The following is a 15687-nucleotide window of genomic DNA, read 5'->3' on the forward strand; positions in this document are numbered from 1 at the left end:
CCCGGCCCTTCCGGGCCGCCGGCGGCTCATCGAGCCGCCGGCGCGGCTTCGTCCCTTGCTACTTCCGGCTCCACTGCTGGTTGTTGCCGCCGTTGCAGGTCCACAGCTGGACGAGGGCGCCGTTGGCGGTGGAGCCGCCGGAGACGTCCAGACACAGTCCGGACAGGGCGCTGGTGATGGTGCCGTCACTGTTGACGTTCCACTGCTGGTCGCTGCCGCCGGTGCAGTCCCAGATCTCGGTCTGCAGGCCGTTGGTCGTGGCCGCGCCCGGCACGTCCAGGCAGCGGCTGGAGCCACTGCCGCGCAGCGCGGTGCCGGCGCTGCCCCCGCCGCCCGGATTGGCTGTGGACTTCGCGTAGGTGGTCGAGTAGTCGTCCGAAGTCGACAGGCCCACGGGCACGTTGGGGCCGGTGATGAAGTTGTCGTCCGGGTCGGCCCAGTTCACGCCGTGGAACTGGGCGGTGGCGGATGCCGCCTGGGTCGCCTGCGTGGTCGGCACGGCCTGCGCCACGCCGGCGGTCAGCAGCCCCGACAGGGCCAGGGCCGTGGCCGCAAGGCCGGCGATCACGTGCCGGGCGGCCCGCCGAAGGCTGCGGCCGGTACGGGGTCGGCTCTGGGGGCCCGGGAGTTCGCGGGTTCGTCCGTTGCCGCTTCTTTCGAACGGCGGAAGAAGTGCCGGTTCATCGTGGCCATGCAGTCTCCCTGGGGGTGGGGTGGAGCTGATCGAGCGGAACGTGGGCGCCGACCAGGACGGTCTCGGAGATCCGCAGGCCGCCGGGCGGACGCGAGGAGGATCTCCGGATGGTCCGACCCCTCGGCCGGAGGGGAACGGGGCAGTCGGCTCGGTCGGCCCGGCGGCACCCGACGTCCGGCGGCATGCCCCGTAGAGATATCACGCCTCCCTGGCCGCCAAACATCCTATGAGTGCCGAGCAGTCATCCAACGCGCTGCAGAGGGGACGGATCGTCAGATTCCGTCCTCATATTGATGAAACCCGCCTCTGAGCCAGGTCAGCAGCTCCGTCGAGCACCCGGATACATCCCATGTATCGGCGGCGAGCAGCTCGTCCTGTCCGATGCCTTGACAGTTGTCACGAGGCTGCCAGAATCGGCTGGGCCGCTTCTGTTATCGCTCACATTTCCACGCCTTGCACGCGGCAGGCCGTGTCGAGCCGCACGGCATGCGCTGCCCGAGCTTCGGTGTCACGGCCCAGAACGCCCCCACCCAACGACGAAGGATCCAGCCATGGCGATCAACAGACGTGTCTTCCTGTCGAGTGCCGCCGGCATCGTTGCCGCCGCGACGGCGAACCTGACGCTCGGTACGACGAGGGCACTCGCGGCTCCGTCGTCCTACTCGCCCACCTGGGCCTCGGTGGATCAGCACCCGCCGGCGCCGGAGTGGTTCCAGGACGCCAAGTTCGGGATCTACTTCCACTGGGGCGCCTTCAGCGTCCCGGCGTACGGCAGCGAGTGGTACCCGCGGAACATGTACATCGGTGGAAGCGATGTGAACACCCATCACATCGCCACCTACGGGGACCCGTCGGTCTGGCCCTACAACAACTTCCTCGACGGGGCCCGCGACAAGGCCGGCAACTGGGTGCAGTTCTCGCCCAAGCCGGTCTCCCAGGGCGGGAACTTCGACCCGGACGCCTGGGCCCAGCTCTTCGTGGACGCCGGCGCCAGGTTCGCCGGGCCGGTGGCGGAGCACCACGACGGCTTCTCGATGTGGAACAGCACGGTCAACGAGTGGAACTCGGTGCAGCGGGGACCGAAGCTGAACCTCCTGCAGATCTTCCGCGACGCGATCCGGGGCAAGGGCCTGAAGCTGCTGGTGGCGATGCACCACGCCTACAACTTCAACGGCTACTACGACCACGCGCCGGCGCAGCCGACCGCCAGCCTGCAGAAGCTCTTCGGCCAGCTGGGCGCCACGGCGGAGAACCAGCTCTGGTACGACAAGCTCAAGGAAGTCATCGACCTGGCCCAACCGGACATCCTGTGGGAGGACTTCGACCTCTCCAAGGTCGACGAGACGCAACGCCTGAACTTCCTCTCCTACTACTACAACCAGGCCCTGGGCTGGGGCCGGGAGGTCGTGGCCACCTACAAGGACGGTTACGACAACCTCGGCGAGGTCTTCGACTACGAACGCGGCGGCCCGGGCGACATCGCCGACCCGTACTGGCTGACCGACGACAGCATCAGCAGCTCCAGCTGGTGCTACACCGTCGGCATCGGCTACTACTCCACCCAGCAGATGCTGCACGCCCTGATCGACCGGGTCAGCAAGAACGGCAACATGCTGCTCAACATCGCCCCCATGGCGGACGGGACGATTCCCCAGGGTCAGAAGGACGTCCTGCTGGGCATCGGCGACCACCTCCACCGGTTCGGCGAGTCCGTGTACGCCACCCGGGCGTGGACGGTCTACGGGGAGGGGCCCACCAAGATGGGCGGTGGCTCGTTCACCACCCCCGTGGCGGGCACGAACAAGGACTTCCGGTTCACCCGCAGCAAGGACGGCACCGTCCTGTACGCCACGGTCCTCGGCTGGCCCGGGAGTTCCACGACCATCAGCACCCTGGCGAGCGGCCGCATCGACCTCGGCTCCCTGACCTCGGTCCAGTTGCTCAACGCGACCGCAGGCACGTACACCAGCCTGCCCGCCCCGACCCAGGCGGGCGACGGCCTGCAGATCACGCTGCCGTCGTCCTCGGCCCCTTTCAGCGCCCTCGCCTACGTCCTGAAGTTCACCTTCTCCGGTCGGATTCCCGTCCTCCAGCCCGGCGGCACCGGCGTGGCCACCGCGTACAGCGACATCACGTACGCGGGCACGGCGGCCGCCCTGGTGCTGGGCGGCTACACAGCCGCCCAGTTGCAGAGCGCGGGGATGGCGGCGAATACCATCTCGTCCCTGCGGGTTCCGGCCGGCTACCAGGTGATCGGCTACTCCGGCGACAACTTCACCGGGACGGCGTGGACCTTCAGCGCGGACAACCCCGACCTGCGCAACACCGGCAACAACGACGCCATCACCTCGCTGAAGGTGATCTTCAACCCGGCCGCCTACTTCCGGATCAGCAACGTCACCGACGGCCTGGCCCTGGACAGCGGCGGCAACGTCGCCTCGGGCAGCAGCCTCAAGCAGTGGACCTGGAACGGCAGCCCCAACCTCCAGTGGCAGGCGGTCGACCTCGGCAACGGCTACTACAAGCTGGTCAACCGCACCAACGGGATGGTCGCCGACGGCTGGGGCGCCACCTCCGACGGGGCACCCGCGCAGCAGGCTCCCTGGAACGGCGGCACCAACCAGCAGTGGCAGATCACCAACCGGGGCAACGGCCTGTACAGCATCGCCAACCGCACCACGGGCCTGGTCCTGGACGGCGGGGGCCAGGTCGCCGACGGCTCCGTCACCAAGCAGTGGGGCTGGAACGGCAGCCCCAACCTGCAGTGGTCCTTCATCGCACAGTAGGCCGCCGGACGGGCGGTTCACGACGCGCTGCCCGGACCCCTGCACCGCCGTCGGCAAGTCCGCTCCGCGGGCCTGTCCGTGTGGTCGCCGCGCCAGGACCCTTCGTCGGACTCCCACAGCCGGGAGCCCGACGAGGGGCAGCCCGACGAAGGGGGTCCGACGAACGGCGCGGGGCCGTCAGCCGACGGGCAGCAGGGTCGGGTCCGCCATGATCCGGCGGACCGTCGTGAGCGCCGCGCCCAGCAGCGGTCCGCGCCGCCCCAGGGCCGAGGGGCGCAGCGCCTCCGGGGCCCAGGGCCGCACGGTGACCCGGGCGGTCAGCTCGGTGCGCACGGCCGGCAGCAGCCAGTCGGCGAGTTCGGCGTAGGCACCGCCGAGGACGAGGGCGTCCGGATCCATGAGGTCGACGGCGGAGGTGAGGGCCAGGCCCAGGGCACGCCCCGCGCGGTCCAGCGCCGCCAGGGTCGGCGCGTGCCCGGCGCCCGCCCGTTCGGCCAGCAGGGCGACGACGTCGCCCGGGTGGTGCTGCCCGAGGCCGGACTCGCGCAGCACGGCCGTCTCGCCCGCGTACTGCTCCAGGCAGCCGCGGGCACCGCAGGCGCATTCCGGGCCGTCCGGGTGCACCGGGAGGTGGCCGAGTTCGCCGGCGAAGCCCCGGGCGCCCCGGAACAGCCCCCCGTCGATGACCAGGGCGGCGCCGATCCCGGTCTCGGCGGACACGTGCACGAAGGTCTCCGGGTGCTGCCCGGTGCTCCAGTACTCGGCCAGCGCGCCCAGGTTGGCCTCGTTCTCGGGCTCGGGCACGGTGTCCGCGTCCGGCCAGTGGTCGGCGAGCCGGACACCGCACCAGCCGAGGTTCGGAGCTCGTTCGACCAGTCCTGCGGGGTCGTTCGGCACCACCCCGGGCACGGCCAGGACGCGGCCCTCCACGCGCAGCCCGAGGGCGGCGGCCTCGGCCTCCGCCTCGGCAGCCAGCGCGGCGGTCTCCGCCAGCACCTCTCCGGCCGTCCGGCCCGCGTTGACCCGTTCCTCCCGGCGCCACACACGCGGCTCGCCCTGCAGGTCCACCACGCACGCGCCGAGGTGGCCGACGCCGATCTCCAGGCCGAGGCCCGCCGGGCCCGCGTCGTTCACGGCCAGCGCCCGTCCCGGTCGGCCCGGGCGGCCGCTGGCGGTGGCGGCCGCCTCGGTGACCATGCCGCGCGCGATCAGCTCGTCGACCAGCGAGGAGACGGCCGCCCTGGTCAGCCCGACGCGTCCGGCGACGTCCGCGCGGGAGAGCGGGCTGTGCGCGACGACCGCTCCGAGGACCACCGCGAGGTTCTGCCGCCGCATGTCCTGTTGCGACGCGGGCCCGATCGAGGCACTCCCGTTCACCTTGCCGACCACCGTCACGCGCCGCTCCTCCTACCGGTCCTGGGCCGGAGCGCCCTGCAAGGCTCCGGCCCGACGCAGGGTATCGCCGATCCGCAGCAGCGTGTCCTCGTCCTTCTTCACCGGGTCCAGCACCGGGCCGCGGGCCGTCCGCCAGCGGCGGGCCACCGCGTCGGCCGGCTCACCGGTGAGCAGTGCGGCCGCCTGGGCGGCGGCGCCGAGCGCGACCAGTTCCTGCGCGTCGGGCACCTGGACCGACCGGCCGGAGAGCCGCAGCACGGTCCGCTGCCAGGCCCGGCCGCGGGCGCCGCCGCCGATCAGCAGCAGCGGTTCGTCGCCCTCCGGGTCGGCGCCGCCCGCGCGCAGCACGTCGTCCAGCGCGGCGAGCAGGGCGTGGGCGGCGCCGTCGTAGGCGGCCTGGAGCAGTTGCCCCGGGGTGGTGCCGTGGCGCAGCCCGTGGACCAGGCCGGAGGCGCCCGGGAGGTCCGGGGTGCGCTCGCCGTCGAGGTAGGGCAGGACGACGGCGGTGCCGCCCTCCTCGACCTCGTCGCGGCCGCGGCCGAGCAGCACCGCGAAACGGTCTACGGCGACGGTGCAGTTGAGCGTGCAGGCGAGCGGCAGCCAGCCGCCGAGGGCGTCGGCGAAGCCGGCGACGGTGCCGGTCGGGTCGGCGGGCCGGGTGCGGCCGACGGCGTAGACGGTGCCGGAGGTGCCGAGGCTGAGCACCGGCTGCCCGGGGAGCAGGCCGAGCCCGAGGGCGGCGGCCATGTTGTCGCCGGTGCCGGTGGCCACCGGCGTGCCTTCGCGCAGCGGCGTCCCCGGACGGACGGTGCCGGCCTGTGTGCCCGGGGTGAGGACCTGCGGCAGCAGGGCCGGGTCGAGGCCGATCCGGGCGAGGACGTCCTGGTCGTAGCCGTCCGGTCCCCACCAGCCGGTTCCGGAGGCGTCGCCCCGGTCGGTGACGGCCGCTCCGGTGAGCCGCTCGGTCAGGAAGTCGTGCGGCAGCCGGACGGCGGCGACGCGTTCGGCGGCGGCGGGCTCGTTGGCGCGCAGCCAGGCCCACTTGGGCGCGGTGAAGGCGGCGGTGGGGACGCTGCCGGTGCGGCGGGCGAGTTCCGCCGCACCGATGGCGGTCCGGAGACCGGCGGCCTGCGGCGCGGACCGGACGTCGTTCCAGAGCAGTGCCGGGCGGACCGGCGCCCCGGACGCGTCGAGGGTGACCAGGCCGTGCTGCTGGCCGCCGACCGAGACGGCGGCCACGCGGTCCGCCCAGCCCGTCGCCGCCGCGGCCTCGCCGAGTGCCCGCCACCACTGCTCGGGGTCGCTCTCCCGGCCGGCGTCGGTGCTGACGGTGTGCGGGGCGCGGCCCTGGCCCAGGACGGCGCCGGTGTCGAGATCGACGGCGAGGGCCTTGGTGGACTGCGTCGAGCTGTCGAAGCCGATCACGACACGTTGCTCAGCCATGCGTTCCTCCGGAGGGGTTCCTTCTGACGTTCCGGCATACTAATTTGTTGAGAGCCCTGACAAACACCCCTGGATCCGAATCCGGAGCCGCTCCATGCCCAGCGACCAGCTCACCCCCACCCCCGCGCACAAGTTCACCTTCGGCCTGTGGACCGTCGGCTGGCAGGGGCGCGACCCCTTCGGCGACGCGACCCGCCCCGCTCTCGACCCGGTCGAGACCGTGCAGCGGCTGGCCGAACTCGGCGCCTACGGCGTCACCTTCCACGACGACGACCTGATCCCCTTCGGCGCGGGCGACGCCACCCGCGAGGAGACCGTCAAGCGCTTCCGCGCCGCACTGGACGCCGCCGGGCTGAAGGTCCCGATGGCGACCACCAACCTGTTCACCCACCCGGTGTTCAAGGACGGCGCCTTCACCGCCAACGACCGAGACGTGCGCCGCTACGCGCTGCGCAAGACCATCCGCAACATCGACCTGGCCGCCGAGCTCGGCGCCTCGGTCTACGTCGCCTGGGGCGGGCGCGAGGGCGCCGAGTCCGGCGCGGCCAAGGACGTGCGCACCGCGCTCGACCGGCTGAAGGAGGCCTTCGACCTGCTGGGCGAGTACGTCGAGCAGCAGGGCTACGACCTGCGCTTCGCGATCGAGCCCAAGCCCAACGAGCCGCGCGGCGACATCTTGCTCCCCACCGTCGGCCACGCGCTGGCGTTCATCAACGAGTTGGAGCGCCCCGACCGGGTCGGCGTCAACCCGGAGGTCGGCCACGAGCAGATGGCCGGGCTCAACTTCCCGCACGGCATCGCCCAGGCCCTGTGGCACGGCAAGCTGTTCCACATCGACCTCAACGGCCAGTCCGGCATCAAGTACGACCAGGACCTGCGCTTCGGCGCGGGCGACCTGCGGCAGGCCTTCTGGCTGGTCGACCTGCTGGAGTCGGCCGGCTACGACGGCCCCCGGCACTTCGACTTCAAGCCGCCGCGCACCGAGGACTTCGACGGCGTCTGGGCCTCCGCGGCCGGCTGCATGCGCAACTACCTGCTGCTGGCCGAGCGCTCCCGCGCCTTCCGCGCCGACCCGGAGGTGCAGGCCGCGCTCGCCGCCTCCCGACTGCCCGAACTGGCCCTGCCCACGGCCGGGGACGGCCTGGCCGGGCTGCTGGCGGACCGCTCCGCCTTCGAGGAGTTCGACGTGGACGCCGCCGCCGTGCGCGGCATGGCCTTCGAGCAGCTGGACCAGCTCGCCCTGGAGCACCTGCTCGGCGCCCGCTGACCGCAGCCCTGCCCGAGCCGGGTCGTGCCCGAGGGCACGACCCGGCTCTTCGCGTGGTGCCGGTCGGGCACTGCCGGTCAAGCGGTTCGACGGTGGCACCGCGCCCCCACCGTGACGCCCCGCCCCAGAGCGACCGGAGAGGCCGAAGCGTCCTGAGGTTCACCGTCTCCATCGACCTCGGTCCTACGGCCCGGCTCTTTCCCCGCCGCGCCAGGCCGCGCTCATACATCTCCGACACGTAGGCGAGGAGGGCGTGGGCACGGTCCCCGGAGACGGCACCGTGCTCAAGCGCGCGCCCCGGCACGGCCCGGGCGGGCCGTGCCGGGGCGACGCGGTGAACTACCGCCGGCGGCTGGTGATCAGACGCTGCAGGACGATGAAGACGAACAGCAGGGCGCCGATGACGATCCGGGTCCACCAGGAGCTGAGGGTGCCCTGGAAGCTGATGACGGTCTGGATCAGGCCGAGCACCAGCACGCCGAGCAGGGTGCCCAGCAGGTAGCCGGAGCCGCCGGTGAGCAGGGTGCCGCCGATCACCACGGCGGCGATCGCGTCGAGTTCCAGGCCCACCGCGTGTAGGCCGTAGCCGGAGAGCATGTAGAAGGTGAGCAGGACGCCGCCGAGCGCGGAGCAGAAGCCGCTGATCGCGTAGACGGTCGTCTTGGTGCGCTGCACCGGCAAGCCCATCAGCAGCGCGGACTGCTCGCTGCCGCCGAGCGCGTACACGTTCCGCCCGAACCGGGTGTAGTGCAGGACCACGAAGGCGGCGGCGACCACCAGCAGCGCGATGACCGCGCTCGGTGAGACGAACAGGTCACCGAGCGGGATCCGGGTCTGCGCCATCGCGGTGTACTGCGGGTCGGTGATGGAGATCGACTCGACGCTGATCGTGTAGCACAGGCCCCGGGCCAGGAACATGCCGGCCAGGGTGACGATGAACGGCTGGATCTCGAAGACGTGGATGATCCAGCCCATCAGCCAGCCGGCGGCGGCGCCCATCAGGAGGACCAGCGGGATCACCAGCAGCGGCGGCCAGCCGTGCTTCTCGACCAGCCAGGCGGAGACCATGGTGGAGAGCGCCACCACCGCGCCTACCGACAGGTCGATGCCGCCGGTCAGCACGACGAAGGTCATGCCGACCGCGACGACCAGCAGGAAGGCGTTGTCGATCAGGAGGTTGAGCACGACCTGGCCGGAGAAGAAGCCGTCGTACTGCGCCGACCCGACGGTGAACATCGACACCAGCAGGACGGAGGTGACCAGCAGCGGGACCTGCCCGCGCACTCTGGTCAGCAGGGCGTTGGCGTTCACGCGCCGACCTCCCGGTTGGTGGTGGTGACAGGATTGGTTCGGGCTCCGCTCCGACGTCCGGCGCCGCGCCTGGCGACCTTGGCCCGGAAGTTCGGCGACTGGATCAGGCAGACCGTGATCACGACGAACGCCTTGAACACCAGGGTGGTCTCCGGCGGGATGCCGATGGTGTAGACGGTGGTGGAGAGGGTCTGGATGATCAGCGCGCCGAGGACCGTGCCGCCGATCGAGAAGCGGCCGCCGTTGAGCGAGGTCCCGCCGATCACCACCGCGAGGATGGCGTCGAGTTCGATCCACAGACCGGCGTTGTTGCCGTCGGCGGCCGAGACGTTCGAGGACACCATCAGGCCCGCCAGTGCCGCGCACAGCGCGCTGAACACGTAGACCAGGGCGACCAGGCGCATCGCCCGGATGCCGACCAGCCGGCTGGCCACCGGGTTGCCGCCGACGGACTCCAGCAGCAGTCCCAGCGCGGTGGAGCGGGTCAGCAGCACGGTGGCCAGCACCACCACGGCGCTGAGCAGGATCGCGAACGGCATGGTCAGCCAGTAGCCGCCGCCGATCAGCTTGTACGGCTCGCTGGTGATCGTGATGATCTGGCCGTCGGTGATCAGCTGGGCCAGGCCGCGCCCGGCGACCATCAGGATCAGGGTGGCGATGATCGGCTGCACGCCGACCCGGGCCACCAGCACCCCGTTCACCACGCCCAGCAGCACCGCCGTGCCGAGTGCGATGCCCACCGCGCCGAACACCGTGCCGAGGCTCGCCGGGTCGGCGGCCTCGCTGATGTGCTGGCAGGCCAGCGCACCGGCGATGGCGACGGTGGAGCCGACCGAGAGGTCGATGCCGCCGGTGGCGATCACCAGGGTCATGCCGAGCGACACCAGGATCAGTGGGGCGCCGAAGTGCAGGATGTCGACCGTACTTCCGTAAAGGTGACCGTCCTTGAGGTGGAGGGCGAAGAAGTCCGGGGTGAAGGCGAGGTTGGCGAGCAGCAGCACGGCCAGCACCACGGCCGGCCAGAACAGCCTGGACCGGGTCACCGCCCTGGCCCACGGGGTCGTCGGTACCGTGGTCATTCTTCCGCTCCGCTCGCGATGGTGGCCAGGACGCGCTCCGGGGTGAGCTCGCCGTCGTTGTCGAGCTGGGCGACCATCCGGTGGTCACGCAGCACGCCGACCCGGTGGCTGAGCCGCAGCACCTCCTCCAGTTCGGCGGAGATGAACAGCACCGCCATGCCCTTCTCGGCGAGGTCCGCGACCAGCTTCTGGATCTCGGCCTTGGCCCCGATGTCGATGCCGCGGGTGGGCTCGTCCAGGATCAGTAGCTTGGGGTCGGTGATCAGCCAGCGGGCGAGCAGCACCTTCTGCTGGTTGCCGCCGCTGAGGTTGCGCACCAGCGCCTCGGGGTTGCCGGGGCGGATGTCCAGGGCGCGGATCCAGCGCAGCGCGAACTGCTCCTGTGCGGTGCGCGACAGCGGGCGCGTCCAGCCGCGGGCGGCCTGCAGCGCCAGCACGATGTTCTCGCGGACGGTCAGCTCGCCGACCAGGCCCTCGGTCTTGCGGTTCTCCGAGCAGAACGCGATGCCGTGGGCGATCGCGTCACGCGGGTTGCGCAGGTCGGCCTCGGTGCCGTTGATCCGCACGGTGCCGCGGTCCTTGTGGTCGGCGCCGAACAGCAGCCGGGCCGCCTCCGTCCGGCCGGACCCCAACAGGCCCGCGAGGCCGATCACTTCGCCGCGTCGGATGGCGAGATCGTACGGCTCCACGGCACCCTTCCGGGCCAGGCCCTCGGCCTGCAGGAAAGCCGGGCCGGCGACCGGGGCGGAGCGCTCGCCCCGCTGTCCGCCCGCGAGTTGATCGAGTCCGGCGAGTTCGGCGCCGATCATCCGGGAGACGAGTTCGACCTGGTTGAGCTCGCTGGTCAGGTACTCGCCCTCCAGCCGGCCGTTGCGCAACACCGTCATCCGGTCGCAGATCTCGTAGATCTGGTCGAGGAAGTGCGAGACGAACAGGACGGCCACGCCCTGGTCCCGCAGCCTCCGTATGACGGCGAAGAGCTGGTTCACCTCGTCGCGGTCCAGGCTGGAGGTCGGCTCGTCCAGGATCAGTACCTTGGCCGAGACGCCGACCGCGCGGACGATCGCCACCAGTTGCTGGACGGCGATGGAGTAGCTGTTCAGCGGCGCGCTGACGTCGATGTCCAGGTCGAGTTCGCGGACCAGTTCGGCGGCCCGGCGGCGCATCGCCGACCAGTCGATCAGGCCGAACCGGCGGGGCTCGCGCCCGATGAAGATGTTCTCCGCGACCGACAGGTTCGGGCAGAGGTTCACCTCCTGGTAGACCGTGCTGATGCCGGCCTGCTGGGCCTGCAGCGGCCCGGCGATCCACACCTGCTCGCCGGCCAGCACCACCTCGCCGCCGTCCGACGGGTGGACACCGGTGAGCACCTTGATCAGCGTGGACTTCCCGGCACCGTTCTCCCCCATCAGGGCGTGCACCTCACCGGGGAAGAGCCGGAAGTCGACCCCGTCCAGCGCCACCACCCCGGGGAACTCCTTGCGGATACCCCGCATTTCCAGGACCGGTTGCTGACGCACCCCGGTTCTCCTCTCCTCGTGCGATCCGGCCCGGGGAGCGATCCGCCGATCGCTCCCCGGGCCGGCCAAGCCGGTCAGTACTGGCGGGTGGGCAGGGCCGCGGTGGCCTGCTCGGGGGTGAAGGTGCCCTCCTCGGTCTTGATCCGACGCGGCACCTGCTCGCCCGCCTTGACCTTCTTCACCAGGTCCATCAGCTGGTCGCCGAGCAGCGGGTTGCACTCGACGTCGTAGTTGATCTTGCCCTGGCTCATCGCGGTGAGGGAGTCCTTGACGCCGTCCACGGAGACGATCTTGATGTCGGTGCCCGGCTTCTTGCCGGCCTCCTCGATCGCCTGGATCGCACCGAGCGCCATGTCGTCGTTGTGGGCGTACAGCACGTCGATCTTCGGCTGGGCCTTCAGGAAGGCCTGCATGACCTCCTTGCCCTTGGCGCGGGTGAAGTCGCCGCTCTGCGAGGCGACCACCTTGAACTTCGGGTCGCCCTTGGTGGCGTCCGCGAAGCCGGCCTTGCGGTCGTTGGCGGGCGCGGAGCCGGTGGTGCCCTCCAGCTGGACGATGTTCACGTCACCACTGGCGGACGCGTACTCCTTGACCAGCCAGTCGCCGGCCTTCTTGCCCTCCTCGACGAAGTCCGAGCCGAGGAAGGAGACGTACAGCGACTCGTCCTTGGAGTCCACCGCGCGGTCGGTCAGGATGACCGGGATGTGCGCGGCCTTGGCCTCCTTGAGGACGGTGTCCCAACCCGACTCCACCACCGGCGAGAAGGCGATCACGTCGACCTTCTGCTGGATGAACGAGCGGATCGCCTTGATCTGGTTCTCCTGCTTCTGCTGCGCGTCGGAGAACTTGAGCTCGATACCCGCCTTCTTCGCCGCGTCCTGGACCGACTTGGTGTTCGCGGTGCGCCAGCCGCTCTCCGCACCCACCTGCGAGAAGCCCACCACGAGCTTGCCGCCGGAGCCCTTCCCGGCGGAGCCCCCGCCGCCGGAACCGCACGCGGTGAGGACGGTGACCATCGCACCGGCGACCAGGACCGCCGCAACTCTCTTGGACATGTGGGGACTTCCTCTCGGGATCGTCGATCGCGCGAACGGCACCGGCTGTGTGAACGCGAGGTATCGTCGCCGTTTCGCTCGGGACCGATTGTTAACGCTAACAATTGAGCCCGGCAAGGCCTCCGCGCCGTGTTACCCAATCTTGACCAGGGCGGACCGGCAACCGGAAGCACTCTCAGTCCGGTATCCCCGTCGGCCAGTTGACGTTCGGAGCACACGCTCCCTGCCGCTCGGGACAAGACCACCGGACACGCCTCGGGCCCGGTCAGGGCAGGTCACGGCAGCTCACCCGCACACGACCGGAATCCCGGACGGTAGAGGTCGGGCGATCACCCGGGGCACTGAGGCGGTCGGCGTGGCAGGCCCCACGCCGACCTGGGCGGGCGGTTTCCCGACGGCTCCGCCGGCTGGCCCGGGCGCGCCCGCATCATGGCCGTGCCGAGCCCGGGGGCGGGACCGCCCCCGGGCTCGGCACCCGTCAGGACCGGCGGCACCCTGCTCCGCCCGCTGCATCCCACTGCGGACGACCGCCGGTGCCCCGGCGGCTCAGCCCCAGGGCTGGGCGACCAGCCAGCTGGTGTCGGCAGCCCAACTGGTGGAGCTGTCCCAGCTGTTGGAGCCGCCGTTGTCGGCGATGTAGGCGGTGTAGTTGTAGTGGCGGAGGTACTTCGTCGGGAAGTTGACGGACCGGAAGGAGGTGCCGACCCCGCTGTTGCCACTGGTGGGGCAGAAGGTGGCGTCCTGCGCGAATGAGCCGACGCCGCTGTCGAAGTCCAGGTAGAGCTCGTAGTTGTAGTGGTGCAGGAACCGTCCGGGGCTGTTGGCGGACTCGAAGGACAGGCAGGAGGAGTCGGCCAGGCCGGCGCGGACGATCCAGGTGGCGTCGGCCTTGTCGGTGGCCGAACTGGCCGAGCCGGTGTCGGAGATGACGATCTTGGAGTCGGTGTCGTCGTGGCGCAGGTAGTGGGAGGTGCAGCAGGGCGCGGTGGTGGCCTGCAGGGAGATCCGGGAGCCGGGGGTCAGCGTGCCGGTGCTGGTCGAGCCGCTGTTGTAGCCGGCGGCGGTGATGTTGGCCTGGACCGCGTTCTCGGTGGCGTCCGACGGGTAGCCCTGGGTCATGACCCCCTCGTAGAAGGTGCCTTGGGCCCACTTGCTGTTGTCACCGCCGATGCCGAGGATGATCGCGCCCTCCTTGTGCATCGGGTCGTAGCCGGTGGCGTTGGGGCGTGCGCCGTTGTAGAAGGTGGACAGACCGCCCGACTGGGCGTCACCGCCGCGGAGGGCCCACTGGTTCGGGCCGCCCTTGAGCATGGCGGTCAGGAATCGGTTGCTGACGCTGGGGTCGTTGGCGTTGAATCCTCGGTTCACCCCGGAGAACAGGCCGTTCTCCAGGTCTGCCATGACCCACGGGCCGTTGCCGCTGCCCGAGCCCCAGCTCTTGTTGTTGCCGAAGTAGAGGGCCTCCATGTGGCCGTTGCCGGTGTCCAGACTGTTGGTCTCGGCGTTGCCGTAGTCGAAGCAGCAGCCGCCGTTGAAGTGCGTGCCGTCGAAGATGGCGTACATGCCCTCGGGCTGGTCGCCGGTGGCGATGCCGTTGGTGTTGTTGTTGCGGTAGCCGGTCCCGGGGGCGACGTAGACGCCGTACGCCTTGTGGCCGGCGACGGTGACCGGCGCCTCGACGGCGTTGGCGAGGTTGTCCGGCCCGCCGGCCGCCCCGCCGGCGGGCGCCTGGGTGAGGTGGTTGCCCTTGCCGGACTGGTCGTAGAGGACGGTGATGACGCAACTGGTGCCGGCGCAGAAGGAGTCCTGCGCGGCGGCGTCGGCGTAGCCGCCGGCGCTCAGCAGGCCGATGTCCCTGGTCGCGTTGTCGGAGGCGCGCCTGACCTGGTACAGGGGGCCGTTGTACGCCCCGTACAGAGCCCGGGTGGTGCTGTGCGCGGCGACGCACGGGGTGTTGCCGGCGGCGTAGATGTCGCACGGTCCCTGGGTGGCGGCCTGCGAGGGGGTGGCCGTGGCGGTGAGCAGGCCGGCCGCGAGCGCAGCGGTGGTACCGGCCGCGAGGAACGCGTGTCGGAGGCGGTGCATCCACGGTTTGATCATGAGGAGTTCCTTCACTGGGTGGGGTGGGGGGTGGGCGGGCGCCGCGAACCTCCCGGCGTCCGGCTGTGCGGACGGTGCGGGTTGCGCTGACGCCTGCAAGTCCGGTGCGGCTTCTGCCCTTTGGGAACCGGACCCGGCACGGGGGCTGTTGGTCAGCTCCAGGGAGCGGCGGCGAGCCGGTTGGCGTCCTGGGCCCATGACGAATGGCTGCCCCAGGATTCGGTGCCGCCGTTGCTCGCGACGCGGCCGGCGAAGCGGTGGTGGCGGACGTACCTCTCCGGGGCGCTGAAGGACTTCAGGGGGTGGTCGGCGCCGCTGTTCCCGTGCTGGGCGCGGACGGTGGCGTCGGCGGCGGAACTGCCGGAAGTCACCGGCGTGCCGACCACCGCCGGCGTTCGCCGGGCGCGGCTCAGCCGTGTTCGGGCGGTCATGAACGAACTCCTTCACGGGTGGGGGAAGGAAGAAGGCGTCCAATATTGTTAGCGCTAACAACAATGGCCGGAAAGTATGAACCAGGCCCGTCGAGAAAGGTCCTGGCCGGGCTGTATCGCCCATCACTATGGCCAGACGCCCCGGCACCGTCAAGACGTCTGGATGTTAACGCACACAATCCGCAGAAGAGTTCGCCTCCGACGGTCGCTTGCGTGCGGGGTGGAGCCCGGGGTGGCCGGAGCCGGGAATGGGGACGGGGCCCCGTACGCCCGTGCGGTGGCGTGCGGGGCCCCGTGTCCTTGGGGTCGGCTGTCCTGGGCCGGTTGTCCTGGGCCGGTTGTCAGGCCGGGTAGGGTAGTTCGGCTTCCCGGGTGTCGGCCGGGTGGACGTGCAGGGCGCCGTCCGGGCCGCCGGTCCGCAGCTGCCAGGGGTGCGGGCTGTCGGTGGTCACCCGGAGCCGGTCACCGCAACGGCGCACCTGGAAGCGGGCGCTCTCGCCGGGGCCGTCGCAGTGCGGGATCACCACCGTGGTCTCGGCGCCGTCGGCGAAGGCGTGCACGCGCAGTTCGACGCCCTCGGCCCAGGCCGAGACCGGGCGCTGGTCG

Annotated in this window: 11 protein-coding genes and 1 pseudogene; 2 read left to right on the forward strand and 10 right to left on the reverse strand. The window is 71.1% G+C overall.

Going from position 1 to position 15687, the window contains the following annotated elements; translation table 11 throughout:
- Positions 1–58 precede the first annotated feature (58 nt).
- Positions 59–568, reverse strand: coding sequence for an RICIN domain-containing protein (locus ACZ7BZ_RS35755; protein ID WP_470361990.1), 510 nt, complete (start codon positions 566–568; stop codon positions 59–61).
- 677 nt (positions 569–1245) lie between these two features.
- Here ACZ7BZ_RS35755 and ACZ7BZ_RS35760 point away from each other — a divergent pair.
- Positions 1246–3480 carry an alpha-L-fucosidase gene (locus tag ACZ7BZ_RS35760; protein WP_470361991.1) on the forward strand — a complete coding sequence of 745 codons (2235 nt, stop codon included), beginning with the start codon at positions 1246–1248 and terminating at the stop codon, positions 3478–3480.
- Positions 3481–3657: 177 nt separating this feature from the next.
- On the opposite strand, the gene ACZ7BZ_RS35765 is transcribed toward ACZ7BZ_RS35760, so the two are convergent.
- A complete protein-coding gene (locus ACZ7BZ_RS35765) occupies positions 3658–4815 on the reverse strand; it encodes an ROK family transcriptional regulator (RefSeq protein ID WP_470362000.1) in 1158 nt (385 codons plus the stop codon).
- 72 nt (positions 4816–4887) lie between these two features.
- The gene (gene xylB, locus ACZ7BZ_RS35770) at positions 4888–6318 is read right to left on the reverse strand and encodes a xylulokinase (protein WP_470361992.1); all 1431 of its coding nucleotides are present in this window, start codon (positions 6316–6318) and stop codon (positions 4888–4890) included.
- Between the two features lie 94 nt (positions 6319–6412).
- Here xylB and xylA point away from each other — a divergent pair, with 94 nt between their 5' ends.
- Entirely contained in the window at positions 6413–7585 is a 1173-nt protein-coding gene (gene xylA / locus ACZ7BZ_RS35775) for a xylose isomerase (protein WP_470361993.1), read from the forward strand.
- 339 nt (positions 7586–7924) lie between these two features.
- Here the strand turns inward: xylA and yjfF are convergent, their stop codons facing one another.
- The 7 genes and pseudogenes from yjfF to ACZ7BZ_RS35810 all read right to left on the reverse strand — a co-directional run.
- Positions 7925–8896 carry a galactofuranose ABC transporter, permease protein YjfF gene (yjfF, locus tag ACZ7BZ_RS35780; RefSeq protein WP_470361994.1) on the reverse strand — a complete coding sequence of 324 codons (972 nt, stop codon included), beginning with the start codon at positions 8894–8896 and terminating at the stop codon, positions 7925–7927.
- Positions 8893–9975, reverse strand: coding sequence for an ABC transporter permease (locus tag ACZ7BZ_RS35785; protein ID WP_470361995.1), 1083 nt, complete (start codon positions 9973–9975; stop codon positions 8893–8895). The genes yjfF and ACZ7BZ_RS35785 overlap by 4 nt, the downstream gene beginning before the upstream one ends.
- Positions 9972–11471: a sugar ABC transporter ATP-binding protein gene (locus ACZ7BZ_RS35790; protein ID WP_470362001.1), complete on the reverse strand. Its 1500-nt coding sequence runs from the start codon at positions 11469–11471 to the stop codon at positions 9972–9974. The genes ACZ7BZ_RS35785 and ACZ7BZ_RS35790 overlap by 4 nt, the downstream gene beginning before the upstream one ends.
- A 98-nt stretch (positions 11472–11569) precedes the next feature.
- Positions 11570–12550 carry an ABC transporter substrate-binding protein gene (locus ACZ7BZ_RS35795; RefSeq protein WP_470361996.1) on the reverse strand — a complete coding sequence of 327 codons (981 nt, stop codon included), beginning with the start codon at positions 12548–12550 and terminating at the stop codon, positions 11570–11572.
- Between the two features lie 546 nt (positions 12551–13096).
- Positions 13097–14650, reverse strand: coding sequence for an alpha-L-arabinofuranosidase B (locus ACZ7BZ_RS35800; protein WP_470361997.1), 1554 nt, complete (start codon positions 14648–14650; stop codon positions 13097–13099).
- 152 nt (positions 14651–14802) lie between these two features.
- Positions 14803–15081 (reverse strand): AbfB domain-containing protein, encoded by a 279-nt coding sequence (locus ACZ7BZ_RS35805; protein ID WP_470361998.1) that lies wholly within the window; start codon positions 15079–15081, stop codon positions 14803–14805.
- A 341-nt stretch (positions 15082–15422) separates the two neighbouring features.
- Positions 15423–15687, reverse strand: a pseudogene (locus ACZ7BZ_RS35810) (alpha-xylosidase); the annotation flags it as partial.

The organism is Kitasatospora sp. NPDC036934 (assembly GCF_055608425.1).

What these genes read in the sequence shown, in the direction of transcription:
- ACZ7BZ_RS35760 (WP_470361991.1), top strand. Translation starts at nt 1,246, where the DNA reads ATGGCGATCAACAGACGTGTCTTCCTGTCGAGTGCCGCCGGCATCGTT.
- ACZ7BZ_RS35765 (WP_470362000.1), bottom strand. Translation starts at nt 4,815, where the DNA reads ATGCGGCGGCAGAACCTCGCGGTGGTCCTCGGAGCGGTCGTCGCGCAC.
- xylB (WP_470361992.1), bottom strand. Translation starts at nt 6,318, where the DNA reads ATGGCTGAGCAACGTGTCGTGATCGGCTTCGACAGCTCGACGCAGTCC.
- xylA (WP_470361993.1), top strand. Translation starts at nt 6,413, where the DNA reads ATGCCCAGCGACCAGCTCACCCCCACCCCCGCGCACAAGTTCACCTTC.
- ACZ7BZ_RS35785 (WP_470361995.1), bottom strand. Translation starts at nt 9,975, where the DNA reads ATGACCACGGTACCGACGACCCCGTGGGCCAGGGCGGTGACCCGGTCC.
- ACZ7BZ_RS35790 (WP_470362001.1), bottom strand. Translation starts at nt 11,471, where the DNA reads ATGCGGGGTATCCGCAAGGAGTTCCCCGGGGTGGTGGCGCTGGACGGG.
- ACZ7BZ_RS35795 (WP_470361996.1), bottom strand. Translation starts at nt 12,550, where the DNA reads ATGTCCAAGAGAGTTGCGGCGGTCCTGGTCGCCGGTGCGATGGTCACC.
- ACZ7BZ_RS35800 (WP_470361997.1), bottom strand. Translation starts at nt 14,650, where the DNA reads ATGATCAAACCGTGGATGCACCGCCTCCGACACGCGTTCCTCGCGGCC.
- ACZ7BZ_RS35805 (WP_470361998.1), bottom strand. Translation starts at nt 15,081, where the DNA reads ATGACCGCCCGAACACGGCTGAGCCGCGCCCGGCGAACGCCGGCGGTG.